This window comes from Gluconobacter oxydans (assembly GCF_006539685.1).
GTDB classification, from domain to species: Bacteria; Pseudomonadota; Alphaproteobacteria; order Acetobacterales; family Acetobacteraceae; genus Gluconobacter; species Gluconobacter oxydans.
Genome location: NZ_BJNM01000011.1, coordinates 60,311 through 79,988, shown reverse-complemented (window position 1 = coordinate 79,988; position 19,678 = coordinate 60,311). Strand labels below are relative to the sequence as shown.

Here is a 19,678-nt window from a genome sequence, read left to right as displayed (position 1 = left end):
GAGTTCCGTCATGCTGTCACGCCGCCGCGCACTGGGCCTGCTGGCTGCCGGAGTTCCCGCTCTCCACCTCCGGGCAAAGGCGGCGCCGTCACTGGCGCCGAAGCCCCTCGTGTTCGCCCATCGCGGGGCCTCGGCCCTGCGTCCGGAGCATACGCTGGCCTCCTATGCCCGCGCCATGATGGATGGTGCGGACTTCATTGAGCCTGATCTTGTCATGACAAAGGACGGCCATCTGGTCGTCCGCCATGAGAGCAACATCGCCGGCACGACGGACGTGGCGGACCATCCGGAATTCGCCTCCCGTCATCGCACGCTGAAGATCGACGGAAAGAACGAAACCGGCTGGTTCACCACCGATTTTACACTAGCCGAACTCAAGACCCTCCGCGCCCGCGAACGCCTCTCCACGATCCGGGTCCACAACACCCGCTATGACGACCATTTCGAAATCCCGACCTTCGAGGAAGTCATCGAGCAGGTCGCCGCCCAGTCGGCCGCGACGGGTAAGGTCTTTGGACTGGTGCCGGAAATCAAGCATTCCACGCATTTCAACAGCCTCGGCCTGAACCCCGAAGCCGCGTTCCTGCGGACCATCGCCGCCCACGACTACACCCGGCAGGCTCCGCTGGAACTCCAGTCTTTCGAGACCGGCAATCTGGGTCGCATCCGGGCGGACGTCCTGTCCATCAATCCGCAGGCGCGTCTGATGCTGCTTATGGGCGAGCGCAAGGATGTTCCGCCGGATCTTCTGGCAGCCGGCAAGACCACGACGTTCGGAGATCTCATGACGCCGGAAGGCCTCAAGGAAATCCGCCGCTATGCCGACGTGATTGGTCCCTCCAACACGGACCTGATCCCGCGTGACAGCAAGGGTGCCTGGCTTGAACCCTCCACGCTCGTAACGGACGCCCATAAGGCCGGACTGCTGGTTCATTCCTATACGGCACGACCAGAAAACCACTTCCTTCCGGCTCAGCTGCGCAGCGATGCCGGAGACGCCGCTCGCAATCCCAAAGGCATGATCGCGGAAGTCCGCCGCTATCTGGACATGGGGATCGACGGCTTCTTCACGGATGATCCCGCACTGGGACGCATTGCCGTGAAGGGCACGATCTGAAAGCCGTGGTCAAAAAAAGGAGGCCTCCCCCGACAGGGAGAGCCTCCTTTTTTTGACCTGACGGGAATATCAGGCGAGCTTGAAATGCTTGATGATCGCCTTGTTGAAAGCCGGAATATCATCCGGGCAGCGTGAGAAGACATAAGGGCCGTCAACCACGACCTCATTATCCACCCAGCTCGCCCCGGCATTTTCCAGATCCGTCCGGATAGCCGGCCAGGACGTGACAGTCCGCCCTTTCAGCTCGTTCACTTCAATCAGCGTCTGCGCACCGTGGCAGATGGCGGCGATCGGCTTGTTCGCTTTCACGAAAGCGCGGGCGAACGCCACGACATCCTTGTTCATTCGCAGCGCATCCGGAGAGGCCAGACCGCCCGGAAGCAGCAGCGCGTCATAATCCTCGACCTTTGCATCGGCAATCGCCAGATCGGCCCGGATCTTGTTGGACGGATAGATATCCTTGTTCACGGCCTGAAATTCCCCTGCCTTGAGGGAAATGACCGTGACGGTCGCACCGGCTTTTTCCAGCGCTTCCTGCGGACCCGTCAGTTCGATTTCTTCGAGGCCGTCAGTGGCCAGTGCAGCGACTTTTACCATGGCTCCGGTCCTTTCAGAGAATACGGGCGACGAAGGATGCCGCCGCCCGTCAGAGAATTATGCGTTGAGATAGATGGTCTTGGTCTGGACATAGGCTTCCATGCCATGCTGCCCGTCTTCGCCGCCGAGGCCACTTTCCTTGTAGCCGTGGTGGAAGCCCTGCGGCGCCTCACCACCCGGACGGTTCACATAGACCTCACCAAATTCCAGATCGCGGGTCATGCGCAGGATCCGGCTCAGATCGTTGGTGAAGAGATAGGCTGACAGACCGTAGCGGCAGTCATTGGCCCAGGCGATCGCCTGATCGAAATCCTTCACGCGGATCAGCGACATGACCGGACCGAACACCTCGTTATGAACGATGTCCATGTCCTGCGTGACATCCGTCAGCAGTGTCGGGGCATAGAAATAGCCCTTGTCATACACGCCACCCGTCAGACGCTTGCCACCAATGGCGAGACGTGCGCCCTGACGGACGGCATGCTCGACCATTTCATGCACCTTGTTGAGCTCGTCCTCGCTCACCTTCGGGCCCATATCCGTGGACGGATCAGTTGGCAGACCGACCTTCAGAGCCTCGATCTTCTCACGGACCTTCTGGACGAACCTGTCGTAGACGGCCTCGTGGATATAGGTGCGCTCGTTGCAGGTGCAGACCTGACCGGCATTGTTGAAGCGCGCCGTGACTGCAGCATCAGCCGCACGGTCGATATCGGCATCTTCCATAACCATGAACGGTGCCTTGCCGCCCAGTTCAAGCCGGACTTCCTTCAGCGTCTCGGACGCAGCGGCCATGATCTTCTTGCCGGCTGGGGTCGAGCCCGTCATCGTGATGAGCTTGATGTCCTTATGCGCCACCAGTGGCACACCGACATCCTTGCCATCACCCGTCACGACATTGATGACGCCGTGCGGAATCTTGGCCTCCTCGACCAGCTTCGCCAGATGCAGGCAGGCCAGCGGCGTCAACTCATGTGGCTTGACGACAATCGTGTTGCCTGCGGCCACAGCCGGACCGATCTTGCGGGCACAGAGCGCCAGCGGGAAATTCCAGGCCGTGATGGCGCCGATAACGCCCAGCGGCACGCGGTCGATCAGGATCTTCTCCTCCGGGGAGCTACCCGGAATGATTTCACCCTGAAGGCGCAGCACGTTTTCAGCCGAGAAGCGCAGCAGACCAATCGCAAAATCCACCTCGATCCGGGCTTCCTTCAGCGGCTTGCCCATTTCGGACGTGATGATGGCGGCCAGCTTTTCCTTGTCGCGCTTCACCAGATCCTTGAGTGTATGAATGTAATCGGCACGCTCGGTTGCCGTACGGCGGCTCCAGCCAATGAAGGCCGATTTCGCAGCAGAGACAGCCGCATCCACATCGGCCTGACCGCCCTTGGCGACTTCAGCGACAACGGCTTTGGTGGCCGGGTTTTCAACCTTGATCCACTCTCCACCCTTCGGTGCGACCCAGCTTCCATTGATGAAGAGATTATTTTTCTCAGTCATGAAGGTTCCTGCATTTTCTGTGTGGCGACCATGCGCTCCGTGATGAAACAGACGCATCAGCCAACCAGCAGTTCATTCGATGACCGTAAGGTGCAGGCATTCTCTCATAATAAAAAGTGATGATTCGTAAGCTCAGGACTCACTTTTTGTGAGTGTCCGGATGTGTTGGCGCATGGTCCAGAAATCTCCGCCCCAGATCATTCAGTCCCGGCTCACGCCAGATAAAATAGACCTCGCTGCCTTTCAGATCTTCCGGATACGTAAACACGATCCCCTCACGGCGCCGTCTTCTCACCTGCGAGAGGATACTGTGTGGGACACAGGAAATACCCAGTCCTGCCTGAACGCAGGCAAGGATGACATCATAGGATTCGACCGTGTGGATGATCGCATTCGAGACGCCATGCCGCTCAAGCCAGGTTTCGAAATAGCGCCGGTAAAAGCAGTCGGTGTTGAACAGGAAAACATGCTGCCCGTCCCGTGCGCCCTTCTGATCTTCCGGCATGGCAAGCGCCAGTTTTTCGCGGAAAGCAAAGCGGCTTTCTATCAGGGGATGGACGATCGGGCCATCGGTCAGCGCCAGATCGATCTCGCCATCCGTCAGCATCCGCTCCAGCGTGTAGGTCGGGCGCAGGAACATCTTGAGTTCCACTCCGGGACAGGCCGTCAGGAAATCCGGCACGATCTTCGGCAGATAGCCCTCAAGCGCCACATCCAGCGCGCCAATATTCAGGATCCCGCGGGGACTGCCCTCGGCGAACAGATCCGTCAGGGACTGTGCCCCGGACACAACCGGCAGCGCCTGCCGATAAAAAAGCCGCCCTTCCGGCGTAAGGATCAGACGGCCCTTTTCGCGCAGGAACAGCTCCTGACCAACCAGAAGTTCCAGTTCCTTGAGCCGTGCCGTCACATTGGATGCCACGCAGTTAAGACGGCGGGAGGCCGCGATGACCGTCCCCTCCTCCACGACGGCACAGAACATTTCAATCTGGGCAAGACGGAGCGGATTCATGGGAGGTCCTCAGGGGGGAAAGTCATCCGCCGGAAAAACATATCCCCAGAATCAGGGAACATCTCCGGGGACGGGCCTGTGGATTGTTTGGGAAGAACTGGGGACCGTTCTGGCCAGGGCAGCTTTCCTGCGGAGTCGCACGATGAGTGTATCCAGTGCGGATAAAAACCGGCTCCGGTCGGCTTTGCCGAAAGACGGATTATAGGTCGTAACCGCCCCCGTCTCGCGCAGACCCTGCATCAGATCGCGCATGGCCGAGACCATGCCGACGGAGCGTTCGTCGATTTCCTCGCCATTGGGACGCAGGACGGAAGTCTGCTTCGCCAGACAGCGCACAGCGAGCGGAACGTCATTGGTGATGACGATATCCGCAGGCGTTGCCTGTTCCGCAATCCAGTCATCCGCCACGTCCGGCCCTTCCGGTACCACGACACGCTCGATAAGCGGAGACTGCGGAATGTTCATCCAGCTATTGGCAACAATGACCGTCTTAAGGCCGTAGCGTGCCCCGACCCGGTAGATCTCATCCTTGACCGGGCACGCATCGGCATCCACCAGAAGCCGGGTGGTCTCGGCCATGGATCAGTCCTCCGCCTGAAAATGACGGATCAGCTCCTCCAGCACCACATCGGGATGCTTCTCACCTGAAACCCGGATCACCGGCTCGTCGTCGCCAGGCACTTCAAGGGTCGCAAGCTGGCTGGGCAGCAGGCTCGCCGGCATGAAATGCCCTTCCCGGCGCTGCAACCGGTCCGCAAGTTCCCCGGTCGATGTGTCGATATGCACGAACTCGATCGGCAGATCGTCACCGCGAAGCTGCTCGCGATAGGAACGCTTGAGCGCGGAACACGTCAGGACGGCGCCATGTCCGGCCTTCACCTGCTCGCGCAGCCAGTCATGACAGAGCGCAAGCCAGGGGGCGCGATCCGCATCGGTCAGCGGCTGACCGGTGCTCATCTTCTCGACATTGGCCGGCGGGTGCAGTGCATCGCCTTCCTGAAAATGCCAGCCCAGACGCGTGGCCAGTCCGGTTGCAACCGTTGTCTTGCCCGTTCCGGACACGCCCATAACCACGAGGAAACGCGGCTTCAGACCCATCTGCGTTTCGTGTTCCGTCATCTTCATGGCTCCCAGTGCTCCACACCGTCCGGCGTCGCCACGAGGACTTCGGACGCCATGTTGAGAAACATGCCGTGCTCCACGACACCCACGATCCGGTCGATTTTCTCAGCCAGTTCCTCGGGCTTTTCGATCGGTCCAAAATGGCAGTCCAGAATCATGTTGCCGGTATCGGTTACGAACAGCGATCCGGCCCGGTCCGTCCTCGGCTTCACGCCGCGTGCGCCACAGGCCGCCAGACGTTCCGCCGTACATTCCCAGCCGAAAGAAATGACTTCCACCGGCACCGGCGCCCGTTCGCCCAGCAGGTCCACGGGCTTGGTGCCGTCCACGATCACCACGAAACGCTTGGCTGCCTGCGCCACAATCTTTTCACGCAGCAACGCCCCGCCCAGCCCCTTGATAAGATTGAGCGAACCACGCTGGACCTCGTCCGCGCCATCAATGGCAATATCGATGCGGCGATGCGCGCTGAAATCGGTCAGCGGAATACCGGCCTTGAGCGCCTTGTCCTCGCTGTCATCCGAGGTCGGAATGCCAAAGATCTCCAGGCCTTCCGCAACGCGCTCGCCCAGACGCTCGATCATGTACGCCGCCGTGCTGCCGGTCCCGAGCCCCACGACCATACCGCTTTTGACCATATCCGCGGCTTCACGTGCGGCCGTACGCTTGTGAACGTTCATATCCGTACCGCTCATGGGTATTCTCCCACCGCAGCGCGGTCTGCCAGAATGATGATCCGTCCTTCGCTCGTCACCCGTGCGGACGGGATGGAACTGTCGCCTTCAACCAGGCGCTCCAGCATCTCGACCTTGGAGGCGCCCGTCACGAGAAACACGACCAGCGCACTCGACTGGATGGCGGGATAAGTGAGCGTGATGCGCTCGTAAGGTGCTGTGGACGGTGCAGCCGTCCCGACCCAGGCCGTCCGCTCCTTCAGAACCGGCTGCCCCGGAAACAGCGAGGCCGTGTGACCATCGGTCCCGAGCCCCAGCATGACCAGATCAAACAGCGGGCGCTGCGGATCGAGCGTCATTGCGCCATAAGCGGCCTGAAGGGTCTTTTCGTAGGCCTTCGCATCCTCTTCCGCCGTGCCACCGGTTGGAATGGCATGGACGTTCTGCGCCGGCACCGGAACGCGTGACAGCAGGACGGACTGACCGACCGTATGGTTGCTGTCGGCATGACCTTCCGGCACATGACGCTCGTCGCCGTAGAAAATCTCGACACGCTCCCACGGGATCTGCTTTGCGCGGGACGGCGTGGCCAGGATCTCGAACAGGCGCTTGGGCGTAGAACCGCCGGACAGGGCGACCCGGAACGGGCCATCCGTCTTGGCCAGGATCCCTTCGACGAGAAGATCGGCCATCCGCAGGGCGACGGCTTCAGAGTCAGGAAGGGTTTCCAGCGTGGCGGCACGGATGTCGGTGGTCATGGATTGGGAACTCTCGGCAGGATGTAGCGCTCGACGGCCTTGGCCCAGCCATCGCGCTCGTTGGTGTCTGTGAGAACCTGCGCGGCGGCTTTCACATCGTCTTCAGCCTGCCCCATCGCAATGCCCAGACCCGCGACCGAAAACATCGGCAGATCGTTATGGGCATCGCCAAGACAGGCGACCTCATGCGGCGCAATACCCAGGGCAAGCGCCAGTTCACGAACAGCCTCACCCTTGTTGGCCAGGGCCGGCGTCACGTCGAGAAGAATATCGGAAGAACGGCGTACACTCGCATCGCCCTGCAGCATGGCGCCGAGCTCGGTCTCAACGTCCTGAAGCAGGCTGGTATCGCTGCTCACGCCCATGACCTTGCCGATACCCTCAAACTCCTTGCGAAGATCGGGAACCTGATGCGGCGTCAGGCCGGTGATGCCCTGCTCGTGCTGCACGAAGGGCGTATAGGCATCCTGCACCATCCAGTAGGACTGCCGCAGGAACCAGGTCTCGATCCCGTGCAGGTGCAACATGTCATGAACGATCGACAGCACATCCGGTGACAGAACACGGCTGACGGACGTGGTCCCGTCGGGTTTGAAGATAATGCCGCCATTGAAGCCGGCATTCTGCCCGGTCAAACCAAGCTGCTCGATATAGGGGACCATGGCGGCAGGCGGTCGCGCACTGGCCAGACAGAGGGGAATTCCCCGCTCCTGCAGCACCCTGACCATGGCCAGCGTCGAAGGCGCGATAGTCTTGTCTGGCGTCAGGAGGGTTCCATCCATATCGGACACGACCATCCGGATGGTCTGTGGCAGCGGCGGCAAAGCCGCATGGATGGCATCGAGGTCAACGGACATAAGAGCCCCTGTAAAAACCCCCGTCAGAGTCTTTGCGGGGGCTGGCTGGTCATTGATGGCAAAACCATACCCTGCCAGCCAGTCCTTGCCCATGCGGGACGCAGGCTTATTTCTTTTCGACGTGTCCGCCGAAACCGAAACGCTGTGCCGAGAGAATTTTCTCGGCAAAATTATTACCCGACCGTGAGCGGAAGCGGGTGAACAGCGCCGCCGTCATGACCGGAGCCGGCACGTCTTCTTCAATAGCGGCTTCGATCGTCCAGCGACCTTCACCGGAATCCGCGACTTCGCCGGAGAACTCGTTAAGCGTCTCCGAACGCGTCAGGGCCTCGGCCGTCAGATCGAGCAGCCAGGACGACACGACACTGCCGCGACGCCAGACTTCCGCGATGTCACCCATGTTGAGCTCGAACCGGTCCTTTTCCGCAAGGATCGGGGAGTTCTTGCTCTTCATGATGTCGAAGCCTTCTGCGAAGGCCTGCATCATGCCGTATTCGATGCCGTTATGGACCATCTTCACGAAGTGGCCCGAACCGGCGGGACCACAGTGCAGATAGCCCTGTTCGGCGCGCGGATCATGACCCGCCTCGTCACGACCCGGTGTGCGCGGTACATCCCCGATGCCCGGCGCCAGCGCGCTGAGGATCGGGTCGATGTATTCGGCGGTCTCTTTCGTGCCGCCGAACATCATGCAGTAACCGCGTTCCAGACCCCAGACACCGCCTGAAGTCCCGACATCGACATAGGAAATGCCCTTTTCAGCCAGTTCGGCCGAACGGCGGACATCGTCCTTGTAGTAGGTATTGCCACCATCAATGATGATGTCGCCGCGCCCCAGAAGACCCCCGAGCTGCTGAACGCAGTCCTCGGTGATGGCGCCGGCCGGCAGCATGACCCACACCACGCGGTGCTCATCGCCTTCAAGAAGCTTTGCCATGTCCGCCAGCGTGTCGGCAGGCGTTGCACGCCCTGCTTCACACCGCCCGACGACAGAGGTGGTCACTTCCGACGTGCGGTCATGCACGACGACATCATGCCCATGCCGGGTCAGACGAACGGCAATGTTGCCGCCCATCCGTCCCAGTCCGATGATTCCGATCCGCATGACTTATGCTCCTGCCAGTGCTTTGTGGATCGCCGTTTCCAGAGCCTTCAGCCCGTCCTCCAGCGGTCCATCGATATGAACGCGGAGGGCACGACGACCACGGGCCGCGAGCACCTCGAAATCGCCTCGCGCCTGTGCCGCTTTCACGACACTGAAGCTGAAGCCATGGCCCGGAACCGGCACATCCGCCGCATCCGTCGCCGTAACCTGCAGGAACACGCCACTGTCGGGTCCGCCCTTGTAGGCCTGGCCCGTCGAATGCAGGAACCGGGGTCCGAATTCGGCAGCTGTTGCCACCTTCAGAGCATCCCGAAGCTCCATGCGAACGGACTGTGCCCAGTCCCGTGTCTGCTGGTCGCGCCTGATATAGGCGAGCAGCCCGACATAGTCACCCGGCTTTACGCGATCAAAGAGCGCCTTGAGGATGGAGACCGCATCGCCTTTGTTTCCAGAGGCTTCCGTGTTCTTCGCATCCGCATAGAAGGACAGCGGACCATCCTTTGCGAAGGGCGTTTCCGGCGGCAGCGATCCCGTCTCGGCATAGGCCGAAGTCAGTTTGCGCGTCTCAAGCTTGCTGAACTCCACATCCGGCTGATCGAACGGATCGATCCCCAGAACCGCACCCGCCACGGCGGTGGCGAACTCGAACAGGAAGAACGCCTGTCCGATCTGGGCCTTGTCCGCCAGACGGATGGTGACCACCGGTGCACCAGCAGCACGCAGGGCCCCAAGACGGCTGTCGGGAACATCGTCGCCCAGCAGCAGATCCACGAAGACACGGTCCGTTCCGTAGACATCCGGCGTTCCAAGCTCTTCCTCATCGATGGGGATGAGGCCCAGACCTTTCTTACCCGTGCTCTCGGCGATCAACTGCTCCAGCCAGGCCCCAAGCGAGGCAATGCCTTCGGACGCCAGGATCGTGACCTTGTCACGATTAAAGCAGTGCGCGGCATGTCCCAGGATCAGGCCCAGAACCGCACCCGGATTGGCGGAAGGCGGCGCGCTTCCGTCACAGGATTCCACCATCAGGCGCGTGACCGTCAGCAGCTTGCGGACATCAATGCCGCTCGCAGCTGCCGGGACCAGACCGAAGTTGGACAGAACCGAATAGCGGCCACCAATTTTCGGATCGCCGTAGAAAATGCGCCAGAAGCCGTTTTCCTCGGCCACCTTCTGCATGTGCGAGCCCGGATCGGTGATGGCGATGAAGCTGTCACCCGGCTTCTTGCCCAGAGCCTGCCCTGCAACCTGCCAGAAATGCGCGAACAGGATGTTCGGCTCCAGCGTGCCGCCGGACTTGCTGGCCACGATGAACAGCGTGTTCTTCGGATCGATGGCCTTTTCGAACGCCGTAACCTGCTGCGGGTCCGTGCTGTCGAGCACATGCAGCTTCGGCCAGCCTTCGCGCTTTCCGAACGTCTCGGCGAGCACCTCGGGACCAAGGCTCGAACCGCCCATGCCCAGAAGCAGGATGTCCTTGAAGCCGCGACTGCGGACATCGCGAGCCAGAACTTCCAGCTCCTCTATATGCCACAGACGATCCTGCACGACCGTCAGCCAGTTCAGCCACCCGGCTTCCGGACCATTCGTCCAGACGGACGGGTCCTTCTTCCAGATGCGGCGCAGCCCACCGCTATGGCTCCAGTCCTTTTCGGCCGCTGCAACGTCATCACGCAGATCGGGCGGAAGGTCGGCGCTGACCCGCAGGAGACGATCGCCCAGCACGGCCTCGCGCTTGGTGGCAACCGCCGTCAGCAGCGTGTCGAACGAGACGCTGAATGCCGCACAACCATCTTTGACCAGCTTGGCCGTAATCCCGTCCAGACCCAGTCCAAGGCGCTCGGCCTCGGCCATCACATGACGCGCCTGATCGACATTCTCCGTCAGGCTCGCACGGGACTTGCCGTGATCGCGATAGGCGTCGAACGTTGCGGGCGGGATGGTGTTAACCGTCTCGGGACCGATCAGTTCTTCGACATACAGGACATCGGAATAGGCCTTGTCCTTGGTGCCAGTGCTGGCCCACAGCAGACGCTGCGGGTTTGCACCCTTCTCGGCCAGCGCCTTCCAGCGCGGGCTGTTGCGGACTTCCAGATAGTACTGATACGCCATCTTGGCATTGGCGATCGCGACCTTGCCCCGGATGGCCTTCAGCGCTTCGGCTTCCGGATCACCCGCTGCAACGCGGCGGTCGATTTCCGCGTCGATCTTGGCATCGATGCGGCTGACGAAGAACGACGCCACGCTGGAGATGCGCGAGATTTCCTCGCCACGGGCCACACGGGCCTCAAGACCGGAAATATAGGCTTCCAGAACGGCTTTGTACGCGTCCAGCGAGAACAGCAGCGTCACGTTGACATTGATGCCGTCCGCAATGGCTTCGCGGATCGCACCCGTGCCTTCAACCGTACCCGGAATCTTGATCATCAGGTTCGGGCGCCCGACCGCCTTCCACAGGCGGCGCGCTTCCGTGATGGTGCCGTGCGCATCGAAGGCCAGATAGGGCGAGACCTCGAGGCTGACATAGCCGTCCAGCCCCTTGGTCTTTTCGAACACCGGATCCAGCACCGCACAGGCCGAGCGGATATCGTCGATGGCGAGATGCTCGTAGAGCTCGCCGGGAGACAGGCCCTCGCCTTCGAGCAGCTTGTGGATCTGCGGATCGTATTCCGTGCCGTGCCCGATGGCCTTCTCGAAGATGGCCGGGTTGGAGGTCACACCCCGCAGGCCGTCTTCTTCCACCAGCTTGCTGAGGCTGCCATCCTCGGTGAAGCTGCGCTGGATGAAGTCCAGCCAGGGAGACTGACCGTATTTTTCAAGGTCGCGCAGCACGCTGCCGACTTCGTTCAGACCGGTGTTGGAGATTGTGTCTGCCACAGGATCTCTCCCTTACTTGCCGCGCAGGGCCTGACGCTTCGCCGCGTCATAGACCGCCTCAGGCGTGAAACCGAATTTCGTAAGCAGTGCCGAGGCCGGAGCCGACGCACCGAACGTGTTCATGGCGATGATCGCGCCACCCAGACCGACATAACGATCCCAGCCGAAGGCCGCAGCCTGCTCGACCGCCACGCGACCGATCACGTCAGGCGGCAGCACGGAATCGCGGTATTCCTGGCTCTGCTCTTCGAACAGGTCGAAGCTCGGCATGGAGATCACGCGGGCCTTGATGCCCTCTTCCGTCAGCTTCTCGTAAGCCGCAACCACGAGGCTGACTTCCGAACCCGAAGCAATCAGGATGACGTCCGGCTTGCCCTCACAGCTCGCCAGCACATAGCCCCCCTTCGCCAGACCGGCGGCGGAGGCATATTTCGTGCGGTCGATCGTCGGCAGGTTCTGACGGCTCAGGGCCAGCACGGCCGGCTTGTGCGTCATCGGGATCAGCGTGCGCCAGGCTTCAGCCACTTCATTGGCGTCGGACGGACGGATCGTCATGATGCCCGGCGTGGCACGCAGCTGGGCAAGCTGCTCGATCGGCTGATGCGTCGGTCCGTCTTCACCCACACCGATGGAGTCATGCGTGAAGATGTACAGAACCGGCAGTTCCATGATGGCCGACAGACGGATCGGGGCCTTCATGTAATCGGAGAAGATCAGGAAGCCCGAACCGTAAGCGCGGATCCCCGACAGCGCGATGCCGTTGCAGATCGAACCCATCGCATGTTCGCGCACACCGAAATGGATATTCCGGCCGCCATAGCTGCCGTTCCATTTTTCCGGCTGGAAGGAGCCACCGCCCTTGATGTCCGTCTTGGTGGACGGCGTCAGGTCAGCAGAACCACCGATCATCCAGGGCAGGTTCTTCGCAACCGCGTTCAGCACCTGACCGGAGCTTGCACGCGAAGCAATGCCCTTCGCATCGGCGTCGAACGTCGGGATGTCCTTGTCCCAGCCTTCCGGCAGACGATGCTCGATGATGCAATCGATTTCAGCTGCCAGTTCCGGATGCGCCTCACGATAGGCCGAGAACAGCTCGCGCCATTCCGCATGGGCTTCCGCACCACGCTTGCCGAGGCCTTCGGCGAAGTGCTCCTTCACGCCGTCCGGCACGTAGAAATCCGGAGCATCTTCCGGCCAGCCATAAGCCTGCTTCGCACCCTTGATCTCGTCCGCACCCAGCGGCTCGCCATGTGCCGACGCCGTACCGGCCTTCTTGGGCGCACCATAGCCGATGACCGTCTTGAGAACGATCAGGCTCGGACGGTCCGTCACCGCGCGTGCAGCCTTCAGTGCTGCCAGAATGGCGTCGACATCGTTGCCGTCTGTCAGCGTCTGGACATGCCAGCCATAGGCCTCGAAGCGCTTGCCCACGTTTTCCGTGAAGGCCAGATCCGTCGAACCCTCGATGGAAATCTGATTGGAATCATAGATCCAGGTCAGGTTCCCCAGCGCAAGATGCCCGGCCGTGGAGGCAGCTTCGGAGGCCACGCCTTCCATCATGTCGCCATCACCACAGAACACCGTCACGTGGTAGTCGAACAGCTTGAAGCCCGGACGGTCATAGCGCGCGGACATCCACTTCTGCGCGATCGCCATGCCGACGGAATTGCCGCAGCCCTGGCCGAGCGGACCGGTCGTGGTCTCGACACCAGCGGTAAAGCGGTATTCCGGATGGCCCGGCGTCTTGGAGTTCAACTGACGGAACTGCGAGAGATCCTCGACAGTGAGCGACGGTGCGTCAACGACCTTGCCGTCCCGGATATCCTTCACGCCCGTCAGGAACAGGGTGGAGTACAGCAGCATCGAAGCATGGCCGACCGAAAGGACAAAACGGTCACGCGCCGGCCAGCACGGATCGGCCGGATCGTATTTCAGGTCATGCTGCCACACCGCGTACATTGCGGGAGCAAGGGCCATGGCCGTGCCGGGATGGCCGGAATTGGCGCGTTCGACACCTTCCATCGAAAGGGTACGGATCGTATTGATGGCGAGTTGGGGAAGCGTACTCATCGGAATGGGGTCTCCGGCTTGTGACTGACGGGAAGAAACGCAACGATATCCCCCGCACATTCTGCTGCCACGGCATGACGCGAAGTCGCGCCGGACGCAATGGCTGATTGGTAAACCATATTGTGAAACACGCTCTTGTGCTTGATGACAACCTGCCACATTTCGACGGGCGTCATTACCGAAATCCAGAGGCCTGGCGCCCGGACGAAACACGCACGGCCCGCACGACGTCCCAGCGGATCGGGAATATTTTCCGCTGGCAGATGGGGCTGCGTCCCCGCTGGCCGGATGCCCTTCCGCCCCAGAAAGCCTACCCGCAGGTTACACCCGCTCCGGGGGAATGCTGCGTTACATTTATCGGTCATGCGACCGTTCTGCTCCAGTTTGGCCGCACAGGACGCGCGCCTCTGCGGATCATCACTGATCCGGTGTTCTCCGAACGCTGCTCCCCCTTCCGCAGTTTCGGTCCTCGTCGCGTCCGTCCGCCCGGCATCACCCTCGAAGCCCTGCCCCGCATCGACATCATCCTTGTCTCGCACTGCCATTACGATCATCTGGACCTGCGGAGCCTGCGTGCCCTCGCCGAACGGGACGACCCGTTGTGCATCTCGCTGCCTGGCAACCGCCGCCATCTGGAAAAGGCCGACCTCCCGCGCATTACCGAGCTGGACTGGTGGGAAAGCACCACCGATGACGGCGCTCGCATCACGGCCACCCCGGCCCTGCATGGCAGCGCCCGCACGCCGTTCGATTCCAACCGTGCGCTCTGGGGCGGCTTTACGATCGAAGCGGATGGCCACACGGTGTTTTTCGCGGGCGACACGGCCTGGGGGAAGCATTTCGACGCGATTCACCGCCGCTGGCCGCATATCGACCTCGCCATCCTGCCCATCGGCGCCTACGACCCGCGCGATTTGATGCGGCGCGTTCACATGTCGCCCGAAGAAGCTCTCATGGCCTTTGATACACTCAGGGCAAAACAGGGACTGCCTATCCATTTTGGGACCTTCCAGTTGACCGACGAGGCCATTCTGGAACCCCCCACCCGTCTGGAATTCGCCAGCCGCCCCGGAAGCCGCCCCTTCGCAGCACTGGAGAACGGTGAGAGCCTCACCCTTCCGCCCGCTGACACAAAAAGCTAACCTCCCCTCCGACAACACCCCGCGAGGGGACACCGCCATGTGGAAACCGTCATGAACGCCCAGAACGTCACTTTCACGTCAGACCAGATCACCGCCCTGTTCATCGACGCGGCCCGTGAAGGCGATACCGACCTCCTGACCCAGTTTCTGGACGCCGGCATGGCCATCGATACGCCCGACAGCCGCGGCTACACCGCGCTGATCGTCGCCACCTATAACGGCCACGCGGATGCCACGCGCCTCCTGCTTGACCGTGGTGCCGATACGGAAGCCACCGATCTCAAGGGCGCCACGGCGCTCTCCGGCGTGGCCTTCAAGGGCCTGACCGACATTGCAACACTTCTGCTTGATCACGGTGCGCAGGTGGATCACGCCAATCATGCCGGTCGCACGCCGCTGATGTTCTCCATCATGTTCAACCGTGAGGACATGGCCAGGAAGCTCCTCGCCGCCGGCGCCAACCCGGACCTGAAGGACGCGGACGGCGTTTCTGCCCGCGACCTCGCCGAGCGCCAGCTCATGACCGGCCTGTTCACCGGAACGCCCGCATGAGCCGTTTCTGGAACCGCCGCGTCCGTGACCTGCACCCGTATGTCCCGGGCGAGCAGCCCAAAGTCGCGGACCTGCTGAAACTCAACACGAACGAGTCCCCCCACGGTCCAAGCCCGAAAGTGCTGGCAGCCATCCGAGACGCCGCATCCGACGACCTGCGTCTGTATCCGGACCCGACGGCGGCAGTTCTTCGCGACACGATTGCAGCCCGCTTCGGCACAACGTCGGATCGTGTCTTCGTCGGCAACGGCTCGGACGAAGTGCTGGCCCATGCCTTCCGCGCCCTGTTCCACGATGATGCGCCGGTCCTGTTCTCGGATGTGACCTACGGCTTCTATCCGGTCTATTGCGGCCTGTTCGAACAGCCGTTCCGCCATATCCCGCTCAATGACGATTTTGCGATCGACATCGACGCCTATACCGGCGACTGCGGCGGTATCATCATTGCCAACCCCAATGCGAACACCGGTATTGCCCTGCCGCTGGAGCAGATCGAGACGCTCCTGAAGCGTCATCCGGACCGGACCGTCATCATCGACGAGGCCTATGTCGATTTCGGGGCGCAGTCCGCCATTGAACTGACACACCGGTATGACAATCTTCTGGTGGTCCAGACGCTGTCCAAGTCCTATGCCCTGGCAGGACTGCGTGTGGGATTTGCGATCGGCTCCCCGGAGCTGATCGAAGGTCTCATCCGGGTCAAGGACAGCTTCAATTCCTATCCCCTCTCCCGCCCGGCACAGGCGGGGGCCATCGCCGCGATTCAGGATACCGACTGGCTTGCGGAAATCACGGCGCGCGTTATCGCCAGCCGTGACAGGCTGGTCCCGGAACTGCAAAATCTTGGCTTCCAAGTCCTGCCATCCTGTGCCAACTTCGTTCTCGTGCACCACCCGGCGCACAAAGCCGGAGCCATCGCCGCCGCCCTGCGCGAGCGGGCGATCCTTGTCCGGAATCTCTCAACCCCGCGCATCCAGGACTGGCTGCGCATCTCGATCGGAACGTACGAAGCCTGCATACGCCTGACAGACGCTTTGCGGGACATCCTTTCTCCCCGATCCTGAATTAACCGGACGGTAATACTCCGTCCCCCATAATCATGAGCCAGACAGGGCCAGCCGGGCACGCTTTTGCGTGTTCCATCCCGCCATCTCCGGATGGGCGGGAGGCCCATGAATGCTTCATGCGGAAAGACGAACATATGCGTGCATTTCAGGGACAGATGTCCGACAACCAGCCTATTCGCCGTAATCAGGCCGAAAAGGAAAAACAGCTCCGGGACCTCAAGGAAACGATCGCGTCCATGAAGTCCCACACCTCTCCGACGCTGAAGGAGAGCATCCAGCGCCGCATCCGCGAACTGGAAGTCGAACTGCGCACCATCGCGCGTGAAAAGGCTGCCAAGGCCGCCAACCCGGACGCCCAGTCCGACCGCCAGCGCCGCCCGCCGCGTCGCAACACGATCCGCTCCATGTAATTGGCGGCCGAGACGACCGGTGCAGAATTCCCCTCTGCACCGGCCGTTTTGCATCAGGCGTCCTGAGCGACCGTTTTCCGGGACGCCGCATCCCAGGCCGCCGGCCCCATCAGCCGCAGCCGTGCCGGATGAAGACCGTCGGTCTCGGTCAGGACATAATACGCCGTATATTCGCCGGTCGGTCTGCCCGGCCTGTCCTTCAGCAGTCTGAAAACATTCCGGTCCGCCGTCATCTGTGTCCCGTCTCCGGCCAGAGGCTGGTTCCACATGTCCAGAGCTTCCGGCGCCCGCGTCCGGTCGATCATCAGACAGTTCGGATCGACAAACCCGCCATAGCTTTCCCGGAAAATCCCGCCCCCGATCCCGACAGACTCCCACTGATCCTCGCAGATGGGCATCAGTGTTCTCGGATGCACGAACCAGCGCCCGGCCCAGGCCCAGTCCTGCCCCTCGATCGCCGTCAGCAGTGAGGACAGATGATCCGGCGCCCACCAGTTGTCATCATCGAGATAGGCAATCCGCGGCGCGTTCGAGAGCTGGCTGAGCACACTGCGCAACACGCCCCCATCCTTTGCACGGCCAAATCCGCCATGCCTCTGGGAGGTGGAATAACCGGGCCACAGAACTTCAACAGCCCAGCCCGGCGGCCGTCCCTCGACTGCACGCCGTAGCAGTTCGTGCGCGCCCTCTCCTGGTGCGCGATCCAGCCCGATCATGACTTGGACCCGCAACCCGCCCTTCTGCGCGAAGATGGACTGAAGTGCGCGGACGATACTCGGCCGCAACAGGCTCGGCATGACGACCGCAACATCGAATGGTCGCTGGTCTGGCTCGCCGGCATCGGCGAAAATGTGAAGTCCGGGTTCCATGCCGGCGACGATACTGCGCGTCTGCAGACCTGTCACGTCACCGCCTGAGCCCGCGCTGCTCTCTTGCACTTCGCCGCCACAGGGCACACCATGACGGACAGAATGATCACTGCGAAAGAGTCCAACGTGTCCGCTCCTTCCACCTTTTCGCACGAACAGCTGCTTGATCGCCTGGGCGAGGTTGCCGTCCGCGTTGGCCTGAACATCGCGCCGGGCCAGCAGCTTCTCATCACAGCGCCTCTGGCCGCCGTCCCACTGGTCCGCCGCGTGACGGAACACGCCTACAAGGCTGGCGCCTCCCTGGTGACGACGCTGTATGCGGATGACGAGACCACGCTGGCCCGCTTCATCCACGCCCCGGACGAGGCCTTCGACGTCGCCCCCACCTGGCTCGCTGACGGCATGGCCCGCGCTTTCCGTGAAGGCGCAGCCCGCATGGCTATCACGGGCGCCAACCCGACCCTTCTGAAGGGTCAGGACCCCGAGCGCATTTCCCGGGCCAACCGCGCCAATTCCAAGGCCAACCGCCCGGCGATGGAAATCATCACGCAGTTCGCCGTGAACTGGAACATCATCGCCTGCGCCACCCCGGCCTGGGCTGCACAGGTCTTCCCGGAGCTTCCGGCCGACGAGGCGCTCGCCGCCCTGTGGGATGGGATCTTCAAGGCCTCCCGCGTCGACGTGGCCGACCCGGTCGCCGAGTGGAAAGCCCATAACGCCCGCCTGCACGCCCGGGCGAAATACATGAATGACAGCCGCTTCGAGGCCCTGCATTTCAGCGGCCCCGGCACCGATCTGACGGTCGGCCTTGCGGACGGGCATCTCTGGGCAGGCGGCTCGGAAAAATCGGGCAACGGCATTGTCTGCAACCCGAATATCCCGACAGAAGAAATCTTCACGACGCCCCATCGCAGCAAGGTCGATGGCCGGGTCAGCAGCACCAAGCCGCTTTTCCATCAGGGCACGCTGATCGACAACATATCGGTCCGCTTTGAAAACGGAAAGATTGTCGAAGCGTCCGCAAGCCATGGCGAAGACGTACTCAAGCGCATCCTCAGCACCGATGAAGGCGCAGCCCGGATCGGTGAAGTGGCCCTCGTGCCGCACTCCTCGCCCATCTCGGCCAGCAAGATCCTGTATCGCAACACGCTGTTCGACGAAAATGCGTCCAGCCACATTGCTCTTGGTCAGGCCTATACGAAGTGCATGGTCGATATCGAAGGCCTGACGCCGGAAGAACTGCTGGAGCGCGGCGTCAACGACTCCCTCATCCACATTGACTGGATGATTGGTTCGGACAAGATCGACCTCGATGGTCTCAAGAATGGCAACCGCGTGCCGCTGATGCGCGCTGGCGAATGGGTGCAGGCATGACATTTCCCCGCATGACAGGGCTCTCGGCCCTTCTCGTTTCCGCTGCAATGCTGCCACTGGCCGCACAGGCGCAGACCTACCCGCCATCCGCCTATCAAGGCGGCGTCTCGAGCCAGACCCAGATCGACGGCAGCGCCCCCCTTCAGGGTGCACCGCAGCAGACCCAGCAGGTGTCGCCGCAGGTCCGTGCCGATACGGAACGGGCCATGCACTACCCGCTGCCGCCTGACTTCATGACCCGGGCCGCCGCAACGATCGCCGAACTCCAGGCCCGGAATATCCAGCCCCCCAACTCTCATGGCACGAGCCTCTCAGAGACGATCCGGCAGATCAGTCAGGTGCCGGGGCTGGCGCCCGTCCTGCAAAGCCACGGTTTCACACCCGAGAGCTTTGTGATGGGCATGACCACATTCGGCATGACTCTGGCCGCCAGCAACGGACAGCTCCCGACGGGAATGCCCAGCCCCAACCCGTCCAATGTCGCCCTCTTCAAGGCCCAGCCCGAGCAGGTTACGGCCCTGATGCAGGCCATGGGCAACCCGCCGCACTGACAACGGCACAGAGGCCGCGCCTTC

At 61.9% G+C, this 19,678-nt stretch carries 19 protein-coding genes; 7 read left to right on the top strand and 12 right to left on the bottom strand.

Features of this window, described 5'->3' with window-relative positions:
• Positions 1–10 precede the first annotated feature (10 nt).
• Positions 11–1,117 carry a glycerophosphodiester phosphodiesterase gene (locus GOX01_RS06715; protein WP_011253236.1) on the top strand — a complete coding sequence of 369 codons (1,107 nt, stop codon included), beginning with the start codon at positions 11–13 and terminating at the stop codon, positions 1,115–1,117.
• Positions 1,118–1,186: 69 nt separating this feature from the next.
• Here GOX01_RS06715 and GOX01_RS06710 read toward each other — a convergent pair whose 3' ends face one another.
• From GOX01_RS06710 to tkt, 11 genes are all read right to left on the bottom strand, one after another.
• A complete protein-coding gene (locus GOX01_RS06710; RefSeq protein WP_011253235.1) occupies positions 1,187–1,714 on the bottom strand; it encodes a type 1 glutamine amidotransferase domain-containing protein in 528 nt (175 codons plus the stop codon).
• Positions 1,715–1,771: 57 nt separating this feature from the next.
• On the bottom strand, positions 1,772–3,214 hold the full coding sequence (gene aldA / locus GOX01_RS06705; protein WP_062269373.1) for an aldehyde dehydrogenase: 1,443 nt from the start codon (positions 3,212–3,214) through the stop codon (positions 1,772–1,774).
• Positions 3,215–3,353: 139 nt separating this feature from the next.
• Positions 3,354–4,226, bottom strand: coding sequence for a LysR family transcriptional regulator (locus GOX01_RS06700; RefSeq protein WP_011253233.1), 873 nt, complete (start codon positions 4,224–4,226; stop codon positions 3,354–3,356).
• Between the two features lie 51 nt (positions 4,227–4,277).
• Positions 4,278–4,805 (bottom strand): YaiI/YqxD family protein, encoded by a 528-nt coding sequence (locus GOX01_RS06695; protein WP_011253232.1) that lies wholly within the window; start codon positions 4,803–4,805, stop codon positions 4,278–4,280.
• 3 nt (positions 4,806–4,808) lie between these two features.
• Positions 4,809–5,345, bottom strand: coding sequence for a gluconokinase (locus GOX01_RS06690; protein WP_011253231.1), 537 nt, complete (start codon positions 5,343–5,345; stop codon positions 4,809–4,811).
• Between the two features lie 2 nt (positions 5,346–5,347).
• Entirely contained in the window at positions 5,348–6,043 is a 696-nt protein-coding gene (rpiA, locus tag GOX01_RS06685; protein ID WP_011253230.1) for a ribose-5-phosphate isomerase RpiA, read from the bottom strand.
• Positions 6,040–6,780 (bottom strand): 6-phosphogluconolactonase, encoded by a 741-nt coding sequence (gene pgl, locus GOX01_RS06680; RefSeq protein WP_011253229.1) that lies wholly within the window; start codon positions 6,778–6,780, stop codon positions 6,040–6,042. The genes rpiA and pgl overlap by 4 nt, the downstream gene beginning before the upstream one ends.
• Positions 6,777–7,730, bottom strand: a complete 954-nt coding sequence (locus tag GOX01_RS06675; protein ID WP_098049523.1) for a Cof-type HAD-IIB family hydrolase — start codon at positions 7,728–7,730, stop codon at positions 6,777–6,779. Before GOX01_RS06675 ends, pgl begins: the two co-directional genes overlap by 4 nt.
• 13 nt (positions 7,731–7,743) lie before the next feature.
• Positions 7,744–8,742, bottom strand: a complete 999-nt coding sequence (gene gnd / locus GOX01_RS06670) for a phosphogluconate dehydrogenase (NAD(+)-dependent, decarboxylating) (protein WP_011253227.1) — start codon at positions 8,740–8,742, stop codon at positions 7,744–7,746.
• Between the two features lie 3 nt (positions 8,743–8,745).
• A complete protein-coding gene (locus tag GOX01_RS06665) occupies positions 8,746–11,619 on the bottom strand; it encodes a bifunctional transaldolase/phosoglucose isomerase (protein ID WP_062269366.1) in 2,874 nt (957 codons plus the stop codon).
• A 12-nt stretch (positions 11,620–11,631) separates the two neighbouring features.
• Positions 11,632–13,689, bottom strand: coding sequence for a transketolase (gene tkt / locus GOX01_RS06660; RefSeq protein ID WP_011253225.1), 2,058 nt, complete (start codon positions 13,687–13,689; stop codon positions 11,632–11,634).
• A gap of 137 nt (positions 13,690–13,826) precedes the next feature.
• Here tkt and GOX01_RS06655 point away from each other — a divergent pair, with 137 nt between their 5' ends.
• From GOX01_RS06655 to GOX01_RS06640, 4 genes are all read left to right on the top strand, one after another.
• Complete coding sequence (locus GOX01_RS06655) at positions 13,827–14,831, top strand: MBL fold metallo-hydrolase (protein WP_011253224.1); 1,005 nt, start codon at positions 13,827–13,829, stop codon at positions 14,829–14,831.
• A 51-nt stretch (positions 14,832–14,882) separates the two neighbouring features.
• Complete coding sequence (locus tag GOX01_RS06650) at positions 14,883–15,383, top strand: ankyrin repeat domain-containing protein (RefSeq protein WP_172492894.1); 501 nt, start codon at positions 14,883–14,885, stop codon at positions 15,381–15,383.
• Complete coding sequence (hisC, locus tag GOX01_RS06645; RefSeq protein ID WP_062269368.1) at positions 15,380–16,447, top strand: histidinol-phosphate transaminase; 1,068 nt, start codon at positions 15,380–15,382, stop codon at positions 16,445–16,447. The genes GOX01_RS06650 and hisC overlap by 4 nt, the downstream gene beginning before the upstream one ends.
• Before the next feature lie 137 nt (positions 16,448–16,584).
• Complete coding sequence (locus GOX01_RS06640) at positions 16,585–16,860, top strand: hypothetical protein (protein WP_024716948.1); 276 nt, start codon at positions 16,585–16,587, stop codon at positions 16,858–16,860.
• A 53-nt stretch (positions 16,861–16,913) separates the two neighbouring features.
• Here the strand turns inward: GOX01_RS06640 and GOX01_RS06635 are convergent, their stop codons facing one another.
• The gene (locus GOX01_RS06635; protein ID WP_231098662.1) at positions 16,914–17,765 is read right to left on the bottom strand and encodes a glycosyltransferase family protein; all 852 of its coding nucleotides are present in this window, start codon (positions 17,763–17,765) and stop codon (positions 16,914–16,916) included.
• Positions 17,766–17,819: 54 nt separating this feature from the next.
• Here GOX01_RS06635 and GOX01_RS06630 point away from each other — a divergent pair, with 54 nt between their 5' ends.
• A complete protein-coding gene (locus GOX01_RS06630; protein WP_011253220.1) occupies positions 17,820–19,103 on the top strand; it encodes an aminopeptidase in 1,284 nt (427 codons plus the stop codon).
• Complete coding sequence (locus tag GOX01_RS06625; protein WP_062269376.1) at positions 19,100–19,654, top strand: hypothetical protein; 555 nt, start codon at positions 19,100–19,102, stop codon at positions 19,652–19,654. The genes GOX01_RS06630 and GOX01_RS06625 overlap by 4 nt, the downstream gene beginning before the upstream one ends.
• Positions 19,655–19,678: the final 24 nt, after the last annotated feature.